Annotated in this window: 11 protein-coding genes; 2 read left to right on the forward strand and 9 right to left on the reverse strand. The window is 35.9% G+C overall.

From position 1 onward, the window contains the following. Positions 1 to 86: 86 nt before the first annotated feature. The 9 genes from IHV11_RS12935 to IHV11_RS12975 all read right to left on the reverse strand — a co-directional run bounded on the left by IHV11_RS12935 (position 87) and on the right by IHV11_RS12975 (position 11216). Positions 87 to 1559: a cell wall-binding repeat-containing protein gene (locus IHV11_RS12935; RefSeq protein WP_197195035.1), complete on the reverse strand. Its 1473-nt coding sequence runs from the start codon at positions 1557 to 1559 to the stop codon at positions 87 to 89. Between the two features lie 174 nt (positions 1560 to 1733). Then, entirely contained in the window at positions 1734 to 2444 is a 711-nt protein-coding gene (locus tag IHV11_RS12940; protein WP_197195036.1) for an N-acetyltransferase, read from the reverse strand. Between the two features lie 69 nt (positions 2445 to 2513). Next, a complete protein-coding gene (locus tag IHV11_RS12945; protein WP_197195037.1) occupies positions 2514 to 3629 on the reverse strand; it encodes a DegT/DnrJ/EryC1/StrS family aminotransferase in 1116 nt (371 codons plus the stop codon). Continuing rightward, a complete protein-coding gene (locus IHV11_RS12950; RefSeq protein ID WP_197195038.1) occupies positions 3610 to 4860 on the reverse strand; it encodes a glycosyltransferase family 4 protein in 1251 nt (416 codons plus the stop codon). Before IHV11_RS12950 ends, IHV11_RS12945 begins: the two co-directional genes overlap by 20 nt. A gap of 14 nt (positions 4861 to 4874) precedes the next feature. Continuing rightward, positions 4875 to 5990, reverse strand: a complete 1116-nt coding sequence (locus IHV11_RS12955; RefSeq protein WP_197195039.1) for a glycosyltransferase family 4 protein — start codon at positions 5988 to 5990, stop codon at positions 4875 to 4877. A 66-nt stretch (positions 5991 to 6056) separates the two neighbouring features. Further along, the gene (locus IHV11_RS12960) at positions 6057 to 7394 is read right to left on the reverse strand and encodes a nucleotide sugar dehydrogenase (protein WP_197195040.1); all 1338 of its coding nucleotides are present in this window, start codon (positions 7392 to 7394) and stop codon (positions 6057 to 6059) included. Beyond that, positions 7395 to 8435 carry a Gfo/Idh/MocA family protein gene (locus IHV11_RS12965; RefSeq protein WP_197195041.1) on the reverse strand — a complete coding sequence of 347 codons (1041 nt, stop codon included), beginning with the start codon at positions 8433 to 8435 and terminating at the stop codon, positions 7395 to 7397. A gap of 206 nt (positions 8436 to 8641) precedes the next feature. After that, entirely contained in the window at positions 8642 to 9976 is a 1335-nt protein-coding gene (locus IHV11_RS12970; RefSeq protein WP_197195042.1) for a flippase, read from the reverse strand. Positions 9977 to 9992: 16 nt separating this feature from the next. Next, positions 9993 to 11216 (reverse strand): glycosyltransferase, encoded by a 1224-nt coding sequence (locus IHV11_RS12975; protein WP_197195043.1) that lies wholly within the window; start codon positions 11214 to 11216, stop codon positions 9993 to 9995. Positions 11217 to 11330: 114 nt separating this feature from the next. Between IHV11_RS12975 and IHV11_RS12980 the strand changes: the two genes are divergently transcribed. After that, on the forward strand, positions 11331 to 11747 hold the full coding sequence (locus tag IHV11_RS12980; protein ID WP_197195044.1) for a hypothetical protein: 417 nt from the start codon (positions 11331 to 11333) through the stop codon (positions 11745 to 11747). Positions 11748 to 11897: 150 nt separating this feature from the next. Then, positions 11898 to 13532, forward strand: coding sequence for a cell wall-binding repeat-containing protein (locus tag IHV11_RS12985; protein ID WP_197195045.1), 1635 nt, complete (start codon positions 11898 to 11900; stop codon positions 13530 to 13532). The last annotated feature ends 23 nt before the right edge of the window (positions 13533 to 13555 follow it).

Below are 13555 nucleotides of genomic sequence, written 5' to 3' on the forward strand. Positions count from 1 at the left end.
GGTATCAAATAATTACTGTTCACAGTTTAGTCATAATATTTTCATAATAAACAAAAGAAGATGATTTACATCATCTTCAATTATAGTTATTTATAAAAATTGATGGTACCTTGAGCAATTGCTTCAGCAGCAAGTCTTCTATACGTTGGTGATGCCAGTTTTTTTGCGTCCTGCGAATTGGAAATGAATCCTAATTCTACTAAAACACTTGGAATCTTCACATATTTAATCACATAAAAATTATCTTCTTTAACCCCTCTATCATTCGTTTGTAGCTTTTGTATAAGTAGTTTTTGTATCTCAGTTGCTAAAGCCTTACTCTGTGTGGAATTATTAACATCATTCCAATAGGTTTCACTTCCATTAGGGCTTGTCCCTGGGTATGAATTTGCATGAATACTTATGAAGGAATCAGCACTTGACTTGTTACCTACGTTTGCTCGATTCGTCAAAGTAATAAAAGTATCCGTGGATCTAGTCATTACAATTCTGGCTCCACTATTTTTCAATAATTCTTTTGATTGTAGTCCAACATCTAGGACTACGTCTTTTTCTTTCAAACCATTGCCTATAGCACCTGGGTCTGTTCCCCCATGCCCGGGATCCAGTACAATACTTTTGCCAAATAAGGATGTAATTCCGCTTGATACTGATGCTGTGCCACCTAATATTGTTCCTTGTTTTATTATTTTGTCTTGAATAATAGCTTTAGTAGTATCAGGCAGTGATGTTGGTCTGGTTAAAATCACTGGTGCATTATGTTTAGCAGCTAAGACCGAACCAGTAAGTGCATCAGCAAATGTTGTACCTGTTGTTAAAAAGGTGTTATATGTATTTAGATTTAAATCTCTAATAACGTTCGCAGCGACTTCATACCGGTCGGATCCCCCAATTCGAGTTGGTTTTGGTAGCTGTTGAGCAACTATGGCACTCACACTGGCTTCTCCACCAGATATTATCGTCTGTTGTACACCTTTTTCGGTAATAGCTCTTTTTGTAAAATTCGGTATTGCATTATGGTTCGTTAACAGAATGGGATATTCATTTCTAGAGGCATATGGTGAGATAGCTAAAGCATCTGGAAAGTTTAAGCCATAAGCTATAATTGCTTTTCCTTTATTAGCAAGTTTCTTAGATACGTTATATGAGACCTCATAGCGATCATTACCGCTAATCCTTTCAACTGATAATCCCATATTCTTTAATTGACTCTCCACTGTTGAAGATACGCTTCCTGTACCTCCAATAATGGTTACCTTTTTACTTTTAAGTCTCTCTATTTCTATTTTTGATACTGCTGTGAGATTTTTGGGATGCGTTAATAAAATAGGTGCATTCAATTTGTATGCCAGCGGCCCTGCCGACAAAGCGTCTGCAAAAGCATTATAATTGGCTAAAACGACGTTGGATGTTCCACTCGTCCACCCCATCTTAGAAACATTAACTGCAACTTCGAACCTATCGCTACCTGAAAGTCTGGTAGATGATGCGGTAGCTTGTTCAGCTACTAATAAAAATAATGTAAAAGCCGCAACAAACGGCAAAAATAGTCTCAACACTTAAATCTCTCCCCAAGTAATTTATTAATTTTTACACGATCCTCCTTTACGACAATATGTGTCTTAATACGACATTAATAGCGAACATGTATATTATCGTAAAATACGGAAAAAAATTAATAGTACTTTTGGGAAAAAAAGACCAGAGGTTCATGAACACTCTGGTCTTTAAAACTAAATGTTATTTTTTAATAACTGATCTTCTGGTACTTCTCTTAAGACTTTTGCTGGACTACCTACAACAATCTTTTGTTGTTCCACATCCTTAGTAACAACACTGCCTGCTGCTACAGCACCATCTTCGAAAATTACTTTCCCTGGAAGTATCGTCGAATTCGCTCCTACACGACCACCATCTTTTATAGTAACACCTTTAAATTTGTCATAACGCTCTTTTGACCTTGCCATGTAGTTATCGTTAGTTGTAACAACATATGGCGCTATAAATACATAGTCACCTAACTCTGAGTATGCTGTAATATAACAATTTGTCTCAAGTTTGCATTTTATGCCAACTTTACAATCGTTTTCAACAGAGACTCCGCGTCCTACAATTGTCTTTTCACCAATTGTAACTCGCTCACGAACGGTAGCCAGGTCAGCAACAAACACATCGTCAGCTAATTCAGCATTTGCATAAATAATTGCTGATGTACCAATGGTTACACCGGAACCAATGATAGTTGGCGGTAATTTTTTCACCTCTGGAAGTATTGAGTTTTTAGCACGTGTAGGCTGCTTACCAATAACAGCATTATCTTGAATAATACAGTGTTTTCCGATTGTGACACCTTCATAAATTACAACATTATTTCCAACAATAACATTTTCACCAAAAGTTACGTTTTCCCCAATTACAACATTTTGACCTTTTTGTACTGTCATCTAAGACACCTTCCTTCTTAAGTATGTAAAACAGTGTTCACCCGTAGCGGATGAACACCATTAAAAGTATTAATTTTTGCTATAGAACTCAGCGATTTTGTCCACAACATATTTTTGTTGCTCAAGCTTTAATTCAGGGAACATCGGTAACGATAGAGCTTCTTTTGCTGCTTTTTCAGTAACTGGTAGATCTCCCTCTTTATAACCCAGCTCTTTAAATACAGGTTGCATATGCAACGGTTGTGGATAATAAATCATTGAAGCCACACCATTGTCTTTTAGGAAAGCTTGTAACTCATCACGTTTTTGAACCCGAATCGTATATTGATGGAAAATGTGATGTGAATAGTCTGCAATAAATGGTGTAACTACCTCGTTAGGCAGTTTCTCATTTAATAATTCTGTGTAATTTTGTGCGTTCTCTCTTCGCATATTGCTCCACTCATCCAAGTGAGGGAATTTAACATTTAAAATTGCAGCTTGTAGTTCATCAAGACGGCTGTTATAACCAAGAACATGATGATAGTATTTTGGTTTACTGCCATGTACGCGGATAACACGCATCTTTTCGGCTAATTCTTCATTATTTGTTACAACCATACCTCCGTCACCATAAGCACCAAGGTTTTTAGTCGGGAAGAAGCTGTAAGTGGCTGCAGTACCTAGTTCCCCTACAGACTTACCTTTATATTTAGAACCGATTGCTTGAGCAGCATCCTCAATAACAGCTAAATTATGCTCTTTTGCAATTTCAGTTATTGAATCCATGTCTGCCATTTGTCCATATAAATGTACAGGTACAATCGCTTTTGTTTTCTCTGTAATAGCTTCCTTGATCTTCAATGGGTCTATATTAAATGTCTTTTCATCACAATCAACAAAAACAGGTGTTGCGCCAGCACGAGCTACTGCACCAGCTGTTGCAAAAAAAGTAAAAGAAGGAACGATAACTTCGTCTCCAGGCCCTACACCACACGCAGTCAACGCGATGTGAATAGCGTCAGACCCGTTAGCTACTCCTATTCCATGACCAACATTGCTGTATTTCGCAACATCTTCCTCTAACTTTTTAACATCTTGACCAAGGATGAAACGCCCATTCGACATTACATCTTCAATCGCTTCTTGAATTTGTGGTTTTAATGTTTTATATTGTTGTGTTAAATCAAGCATAGGTACTTTCATGTTTATTACCCTCTTCCTTATTAGTTTGACAAGCTTCAATAAATTTCTCGGCTAATTTCTCGATGTCATGGTGGGCTGATACGTATTTAAAACTGCTTTCTTTTATCTCTTCTCTCTCATCATTTGTAAATGAGAGGAGGTTGTCCAAACCATTTTTCATAGCCTCTATATTTTCTGGTTCTACTGTAACACCTGCATTAGCCATTTCAACTATATTATTATATACATTACCCGCAAACAAAATAGGTTTGCCCGATAGTAAATAATCATTTAACTTATTTAAACTAATACCAAAGCGATACAACTTTGTATTAAGCATGGAGACAATTAATACATCTGCTTCAGCTAATGTAGCCATAACTTCTTTTTTTGCTACTGGTTCAAAGAAATAAATGTGGTTATAACCTTCAGAAGCTTTCTGAAGAATTTTCTTTTCTGGGCCATCACCTACAAAAACAAAACCTACTTGCTCTGGATCCATTTCTTTTGCCGTATCCACAACGGTATGGAGTGAATTTGCCATTCCATGAGCCCCCACATACATGGCTATCTTTTTATGTTTTTTTCTTATTTCTTCTAGTTCTGCTTTTATAGGTGTTCCATAATCTATCTCATAGCGTCTTTCTAAATCAATACCATTAGCTATGACGTAAATATTTTCTCGTTTCACTCCAAAACTTTCGATATAATCTACAGCACCAGGAAGCGTAACGATTATTCGATCAGCCTTCTTGTAGACAAACTTTTCAATAGCGCCAAACATAATAGCTGCAGGGTGTTTCTCTGACATAGCACCAAAATCTATAAGTGTTCTCGGCCAAAGATCACGAAGCTCAACGATGTAAGCAGCTTTTTTCCATCTTGCTAAAAAGTAGCCAGCAAGACAAGCAAATAAATGAACAGAAGACCCTACAACAACGTCTGGTTTTTCTTTTGAAAACAAACCTCTAAACAGGACCATAATAAAATAGCTGATCATGTTAAATACACGTTTAACACCATTGCCCTTATAAGGTAAATTCCATAACCACTCAAACCACACACCGTTGACATTCTCAGCGTAATTCTTTTTGCTAGGATCGCGCCATTTAAAATGATAGACAAGAAAACTGCTGGCAAAGATACGAATATCATGTCCTCTTTTCTTCATCCCTTGCGCCAGATCATAATGTCTTGTAATACCTGATTCATTTGGTTTTAAAGCTACAGCATTTAGTATCCAAATTTTCAAAATACCACCTCAATTCAACTCTTCATTCGGCTGTATAATGAAACAAGCTCTTTACTCTCGTGTTCCCAATTATACTTCTCAATCACTGCTTTTCTTCCGTTTTCACCCATTAATTTTGCTTCTTCAGGGTTATCAATCAGCCATTTCATAGCACTTGCGATGTCTTCAGGATTCAAAGGGTCTACACAGATTCCACATTTGTTCTTTTCAACAATTTCCTTCCACAATGGAAAGTTAGAGGCTATAGCAGGAATACCTGCAGACATGTATTCAAAAAGCTTGATAGGGTAGGAAACAACATATCTAGGTTCTGGATGGATTAAAACTAATCCGCCCGTAGCTTCTGCTAATTCCTTTTTTACTTCCGCTCTTGTTAAATACCCTTTATAGTCAGTATGTTTCCAACCTTCTTCTCTCCGCACCTCTTCATGCAAAGCAGGAGGACTAAAAGCCCCACCTAGTACAAGCTCACTTTTCTTTTCTTTGTTTAATACTCCAATAGCTTGAACCATTTCTTTGGTGCCTCGTAGTCCGGTTAATCCACCTACATAAATAAAGTTTTTAAAGGTTACATCTTTAACTTCTGGAACGTTATTTAACAACTCATTTAAAATAGGGAAATTGTGAATAGTGACTGTGTTTTTATTATATGTTTTAAAGCGATTAGAAATATGAGGAGTAGCGGTTACTACTGCATCAAAGCGACTTGAACAATAACTTTCTATTTTTGTAACGAAGAAAGAAACAATCTTTCGCAATGGTTTAGGAATCCATTGTTTAGATAAAACTTGTTCAGGAACATCTTCATGTACATCATAGACTACCTTTTTTCCTTTTTTCTTAAGCATTAGTCCAACCCAAAGAAGTTCAGGATCATGAAAATGATACACATCGGAATTTATCTCAAGTGCTTTTCTATAAACAGCTTTTGTCGCATTAATCATTCTCGATACACGACTAGGTGCTTTTACATCTAAACCTATGATTTTAACTCCATCAACCTCATAAGATCCTTTATTAGCGGTTATCAATGAAACATCATATCCAGCTGCGGCTAAAGATTTACATTCTTTAATGAATATCCTTATATCTTCAGTAGGATGGACCGATGTCAAGTGGGAGACTTTCATTTTTACCCTACTTTCAACTAGTATCATGGAAAGGCCAGACCTGGGTTGGTCTGGCATTCTTTCAACTTATAGTAAGTAATATTTTTTAACTTCAGTTTGAAGTTCTTTAAAGGCATTGCGCGTATCAAAAACAACAGGGCTGTTTTTCGCAATCATTTTATAATCGAAATCAGAATGATCTGTAGTAAGCATTACCAAATCAGCTCCTGATAATAGTTCCTGATTCATCTCAGCTGTTGGATACATTTTACCATTAAGCTTAAATTCTTTAACATGTGGATCTACCACTACCCAGTCAGCACCAGCCAATTCTAACTTTTCAAGAATTGGAAGAACTGGTGATTCACGCATATCATCAATATCCTTCTTGTAAGCTACTCCAAGTAAGACAACACGTGCTCCATTTAGTGCTTTCTTATCTTCATTTAGAATTTTCATTACTCTTTCTAATACGAAATCTGGCATAGCATTGTTGATTTCTCCAGCAGTTTCGATTAGGCGAGTGTGATAGTTATACTCTCTAGCTTTCCATGTTAAGTAGAACGGATCGATAGGAATACAATGTCCGCCCAATCCCGGACCTGGATAGAAAGCCATAAAACCATATGGCTTTGTAGCGGCAGCATCAATTACTTCCCAAACGTTAATCCCCATCTTTTCACAAAGGATGGCCATTTCATTTGCTAAACCAATGTTAATATTACGGAAAGTGTTCTCAAGAATCTTTTCCATCTCAGCTACACGCGGGCTTGAAACTTCATGAACATCACCTTCAAGAACAGAACGATACATCGATGCAGCAATTGCTGTACACTCACCTGTTAACCCACCAACTACTTTAGGTGTGTTCTTTGTATTAAAGTGCTTGTTACCTGGATCAACACGTTCAGGAGAGTACGCTAAATGAAAATCAACTCCTGCTTTTAGGCCGCTCTTTTCTAGAATCGGCTGTAGAACTTCTTCAGTTGTACCAGGATAAGTTGTGCTTTCCAGAACGATTAACATACCTTTGTGTAAGTATTTAGCAATATCAGTTGCTGAACTTTCAACATAAGAAGTATCCGGCTGCTGATATTTATCTAATGGTGTAGGAACACAAATAGCCACCGCATCTACTTCAGCAATTTTTGAATAATCGGTAGTTGCAATTAGTTTTTTTGAAGAAGTAAGTTCTGCTAACTCCTCATCAACCACATCACCGATATAATTGATACCATCGTTCACAAGTTGCGTTCTTTTTTCTTGGACATCAAAACCGATAACGTTGAACCCAGCTTTTGCTTTTTCAACAGCTAATGGTAATCCTACATATCCTAATCCCACAACACCAATTGTAGCGTTCTTGCCTTCTAATTTTGATAACAGTTCTTGAGATGAAGAACTGAAATTAAGTTCTTGAGTCATTTAAATGTCCTCTCTTTCACTTACTTCTGAGATTTTAACAGCTTTTTGTGTATCCGCTGATTTATAAAGAGCCAAAACGAGTTGAAGAGCTTTCTTACCATCTTCTCCTGTTACAATAGGCTCACGGTCTTCTTTAATAGCTTGTACCATATCTTCAATGATACATTGGTGACCCGGTTTTCCGAATGGATCTGCTTTTACTTGTTCGATGATTTGATTGACTGATTCATCATCCATACCTTCAACATCCCAATGTTGGATGTAGTTAGCTGTTTTCCCACCAATTTTTATTGTTGCCTTTTCTCCAAAAATAGCCAATGACTCTTCAAAATTTGATGGGTAAATGGTAGTTGCAGCTTCAATTACACCTAATGCGCCGTTTTTAAAACGAACAAGCCCTGTAGATACATCTTCTGCTTCAATGTTGCGCAAACGTGTAGCAGCCATACTATAAACTTCTTCTACATCACCCATTGTCCATAGTAATAGATCTAAATTGTGTATGGCCTGGTTCATTAATACTCCACCATCTAGAGATTTAGTTCCTCTCCATGGAGCTTGATCATAATATTCTTGATTTCTATTCCATCTTACAGTTGCATTGGCGTGGCTTACTGTACCTGTCTTTCCTTCTGTTAATACTTTGTTAAGCTCCATAATAGCTGGACGGAATCTATTAGGATGCACCACAGAAAGCTTCACATTATTACGTTTACACGCTTCAATAATAGCTTCTGTATCTTCAATTGTTAACGCGATGGGCTTTTCAACAACTACATGCTTTTTTGCATTTGCAGCTGCTATAGCTATATTTGCGTGATAACCGCTTGGTGTACAAATATTGATAACATCTAAATCATCTTGTTCTAAAAGAGTCGTTAAGCTCTGATAGCCCTCTACTCCATATTTTTCAATGTAGTATTCCATATTTTCAGGAATAGTGTCACACACTGCCATTAACTCAGCACCCTCTGCTTTATCAATTGCTTCAGCATGCTTTTTAGCAATGTGGCCACAGCCTACAATAGCGAATTTTGTCATGGAAACATACTCCTTCTATTAACCTGTGTTTTACTATCACAATGTATATTTTAAACAATTGTTTAAGAATAGCAACTTTTATTGTTACTCTTTTCACACATACACGTTTCGTATTAGTTACTTTCTTTTCGACTATAAAAGGAAAGAGGAAACTTTTCTCAGTATCCTCCATAATTATTCCCTATTTTTTTCATTTAAATCGACAATTATGTTCTACTCAACTTGCCTTTTAATTTCCTAAATGTATTCATATAAAAATCAAAATCTGATCTTTTCAAGATCAAAAAGTTCGAATAAGCTTGGCCGCTTACATATTTAAAAATCATTATCTTCACTAAAAAGCTCACTGTATATGTAATAGTGGTTGCATATGCAGCTCCTATTACTCCGTATTTCGGAATTAAAATAATATTGATAATGATGTTGAAAAAAACATTAAATATTGACAGATACATATTTAATTCCGGCTTACCCCGACCGGCAATATCGTTGGAAAGAACCTTTTCAACCGCCAAAAGGGCGATTCCTGGAAGTATTACTTGAAGAAGTAATACACTATCCGAGAAGTCTGATCCCAGCAAAGATATGATTAAAGGCGCAACCGGTATTCCAACCAACGCTACTAAAATGGTTACTGCCATTATGTTTCGGCTAACAATACTCGTAATACGATTTCGTCCACCTTCATCTGCTGTAGAGGCAATCTTTGGATATAAAACGCTAGAGATTGAAACTGCAAAGATTGATAACCTTTCCCCTATATTCATTGCCGCAACATATCTACCCACATCATCATCCACTAAATAATACCCCAGGATAAAAATAACTGCTCTGTAATTCAGAAAACTGGCAGCATTACTGATATTCGCTTTTATTCCATATTTTACAGATGATTTAAGATATTCAGTCGAAAAATCTTTTAAAGATAATCTTAGGTGATATTCTTTTCGAAGCTGATAATTCATATAAAGAAAACTAAATAAGCTTCCTAAAAGAAACGCAGATACTGCTCCAGCTAATCCTACCTTAAATACGATCACTAATAGGACAACAAAACCAAGTATTGCCGCCTGATGGATAACCATTGCAGAATTGTATTTTTTAAAATCTTGTAGTCCTTGAAAAACCGTTTGGAAATACTCTCTTAAGAATAAGGGAGGAAGCGAGAACAAACCTAAAAACAATAAATAATAAGGGATGTCGGCAAAAAAATTATCTTTAAATAATAATACAAAAATCCCACCGAGTATTACTCCCGTTATACTTAACACAATTCCTGTAATAATGTTGTTATTATACACCGTCTGAAGCTTAACCTCATCCCTGCTGACATAATAAATAGTAGAGGTGTTGATGCCAAGCGTTAAGAATATCATGATGACTGTGGGAACTAGTGTAATTAAGGCGTATTGCCCCTGGCCAGTTGGGCCTAAAAATCTTGCCAGTACAATGATTAACAGGAATCCGACTACGATATTGGTAACCTGTCTTGTAAAGGTGAAAATACTATTCTTAATAAAGCTATGTTTGGATTGTGTCATTCTTTATCCTTCCTTTTTACTCTGAAAGCTCTCTAGCAAATGAAGTAAAGTTTCTTTCTGCATTGTAATATTCTTTCCATATTTTTAGCGCGTTTTTTCCTAATTCAATCTTTTCATCTTTACTCATTTGAGCAATCTCGTCTATTACTGTTGCTAACTCTTTAGCATCAATATTTTTAGGCAATAACCTTCCTGTATCAGGATTCACTAGTTCTCTAGTCCCTCCTACATCCGTAGCAAGGGCAGGAATTCCAAAACTAAATACTTCCATTATAGATACGGGTAAGCCCTCAGTCGAACTTACATTAATGAACGCATCTACTTTATTAGCTGCATAGTATTCGTAAATCTCATGATTTTTTTTGTTACCAAGAAAATTGACAGAAACATTTGGAGGAAGTTCTTTAGCTAGAAGCTTTATCTGTTCGAAAAGTGGTCCGTCGCCTATATGCTTCCATTCAATTTTTTGTTTGCAAAGCTTTAACGCTTCTATTAATAATTCTAACCTTTTTACTGGAACAACGTAAGAACAGGAAACAATACGAAATACTTCATCTGTAGAATGTTCACTTAAAATTTCAGGATCTCTTGTACCTAATTTACGAACACTTAAGTGCTCTGTTACGTTTGGGTATTTTTTGGACAAATAGTCCTTTCCATCCTCCGATATTAGATACAACTGATCTAATCCTTCTATTACTTCAGCTTGCAATGGAAGATATGCGGGATTATGACGTTCAGCATAAACATCTCCACCATGAGCTCGACTCACTGTCTTATAACCATATTGTTTTTTTAGCATCACAGCAGCAAGAGCACCAGGACTTTGCCAATATGAATAAATCACTGTATCATCTACAGACATTTTTTCCTTTTCAACAGCCATTATCAAGTTTTTTTTAACTTGAACAGCGATTGATACCCAATTCAAAAGCTTTAACCATTTTTTAGGATGTATTAAAACCTGCCCAAACCCTTTACTCACCCAATCTAAACCTTCTTTACTTTTAAAAAGCTGATTTAACAAATAGGTTTTGCTATGTCTGTGTTCGAAAGCATGAAAGACTTTAACGGTAGGATTTAATTCCCTTTTATTTTCTTTTTTTATTTGTGCGTTTGTAGTTACTATATAAATATGTTCAAATTCATTCTTCAAATAAGGAAACTCTGTGTGTAGAAATTCCTCACCGGGTAGAAAAGGATAACGATTTGTAATTAATAATAGATTCTTTTTCTTCAATAAAATCACCTTATTCATTCACTAATTGTGTTTTTAATTTTTAACTTTATCTTTACCAACTATACCATTAAGATTAATATAATTAATATCAATTCGTTGAATGGAGCGTTTACTTTGGGGGAATTCATAAAATTAACAGCTGAAATCGTCAACATGGTACATGATATCATTCAAATATTTACTGAAAAAATGGGATGGGATCTAACGGATAAGGATTTGCATTTTTGGCTAATTGGATTTATAGGGGTTATTTTCTTTTTAAGTATTCACCCTATTTTGAAGGCTCTAGCTTCATTAAGTTTTACAATTGTTTCCTTTATTTATACCTTCACAATCCTTATAGTCATTGTATTTGCACTTGAGATACAGCAAAAGATTACTGGTAGAGGACAAATGGAGTTTGAAGATGCAATAGTTGGTCTATGGGGATTTATTACTATGTTTGCAGGATTGATGGCACTAAAATTAATCTATATTACTTTAATGCGTTCTAATACAAAGAACAAAAGTGAAGAAGATCAATCTCAATGAGATCGATCTTTTTTTATTGACTGAAACCAATCATAACCTTGCTAAAAAAATACATATATTAGTAAGTTGTTCCTATTGTGTAAATTTATTATTTGGGTAATATTAATTTGCATGCCTTATGGTATAGCTTAAATAAAGGGGAAAGATTTCATGAAATATAAAAAAGTAGTATTGGGAGCTGCTTCCTTATCATTAATAACTTCTTTACTATTCACATCTGGTGTAAGTGCAAATACCTTTGAAACCAATCAGTATACAACGAACCGAGACATTCAGAAAAGTACTACATCCAGTCTGCAATCTGTCATTCAAACAGAAGTAACATATAAACAAAACATAGATATTAATAACATTCATGAATATTATTTTATGTATGCTGGGGGGCAGTTTACAATCTCTAAGCAACATAGTGATACAGAAGAAATCTATGAAACAATAACTAATGTAAACACTGGAGATGTAATCGAGTATGAGTACTCGAAGCCATTTAACCTTCCTGGTGGCCATTATATTATTGAAGTACAAGGAGTTAATGAAAATCCTCAAGGCTATGAATACAAGATTTCAGGTACATTTACAGAGCAACCTTCAAATCAACTACCATCTCTATCATTGTCAAAACCTGCATCCCATGATGTAAGACTAACAAAAGGAAGTACACGTTTAGATATAACCGGGACCACAAATGCGGACGAACTTGATTTGTACTTAAACTTTGACGACCCTATTAGTATGGGAGCCTCTTTTAATAGATCACTCACTGTACAGCCAGGTTATAATGCTATTGCGCTAAATGCATTAAGTTCTGATACTCAAAATGCAATTTGGTCTTTTTACAATGTTCTAGCACCCGGTGTTAAACGTATTGGAGGGAAAGACCGATACGAAGTTTCTACTGGAATAAGCAACGAGTTGGAAAAACAGAGTGGTTCTACTGATACAATTATTATCACCCGTGGTGATTTATACACTGATGCATTATCAGGGGGACCGTTAGCTGCATTAGAAGGTGCTCCAGTGTTGTTAACAGGTACAAATTCGTTGCCAAATACAACATTATATGAAATTATCCGACGTAGTCCTGAAAGAGCTATCATACTAGGTGGTACTGGATCTGTTTCAATAAATGTTGAAAACCAATTACGTTCTAATGGAATTGAGACGATACAAAGAATAGGCGGTAAAGATCGTTATGCTGTTTCTGCTGCAGTAGCAGAGCAGATTGCAGATTATTCCGATACTGCCATTATTGCAAGTGGATTGAATTTCCCAGATGCCTTGTCTGCGTCTGGAATGGCAGGCTATACTGGTATGCCTATTTTATTAGTTGGTACAAACACAGTACCAGATTCGATTCAGACGTTTATAACGAATCATCCAGAAATCGAAAACTTCATTATTGTAGGTGGACCTGCTACCGTTTCTGATTCAGTTAAAACTAAGATCATGCAATTACGCAGTGGAGCAGCTGTTGATCGCATTGGTGGTTTGAACCGTTACCAAGTATCTATAAACGCCGCAAACTATGGAATTGAAAACTACGGAATGGACTTAAGTACACTTGTTTTTGCAAGAGGTGATGTTTTTGCGGATGCACTATCTGGAAGCCCGCTTGCTTCATTTATGGGAGCTCCTATTCTTTTAACTACTTCTGCAAAATTAGAGGGAAATGTCTATAACTACCTACAACAAAACCGTGGAAAAACAGATTTTATGTATATCCTTGGTGGAACAAGTTCTATTACTACGACAACAGAACAACAGCTATTTAATATCATTAAATAAAGAAGAAAAAAGCATCAACTTAA

This window comes from Fictibacillus sp. 26RED30, assembly GCF_015903845.1.
Classification (GTDB): Bacteria; Bacillota; Bacilli; order Bacillales; family Fictibacillaceae; genus Fictibacillus; species Fictibacillus phosphorivorans.

Coding starts and splice junctions, on each gene's coding strand:
- IHV11_RS12940 (WP_197195036.1), bottom strand. CDS start 2,444: ATGACAGTACAAAAAGGTCAAAATGTTGTAATTGGGGAAAACGTAACT.
- IHV11_RS12945 (WP_197195037.1), bottom strand. CDS start 3,629: ATGAAAGTACCTATGCTTGATTTAACACAACAATATAAAACATTAAAA.
- IHV11_RS12955 (WP_197195039.1), bottom strand. CDS start 5,990: ATGAAAGTCTCCCACTTGACATCGGTCCATCCTACTGAAGATATAAGG.
- IHV11_RS12960 (WP_197195040.1), bottom strand. CDS start 7,394: ATGACTCAAGAACTTAATTTCAGTTCTTCATCTCAAGAACTGTTATCA.
- IHV11_RS12965 (WP_197195041.1), bottom strand. CDS start 8,435: ATGACAAAATTCGCTATTGTAGGCTGTGGCCACATTGCTAAAAAGCAT.
- IHV11_RS12970 (WP_197195042.1), bottom strand. CDS start 9,976: ATGACACAATCCAAACATAGCTTTATTAAGAATAGTATTTTCACCTTT.
- IHV11_RS12985 (WP_197195045.1), top strand. CDS start 11,898: ATGAAATATAAAAAAGTAGTATTGGGAGCTGCTTCCTTATCATTAATA.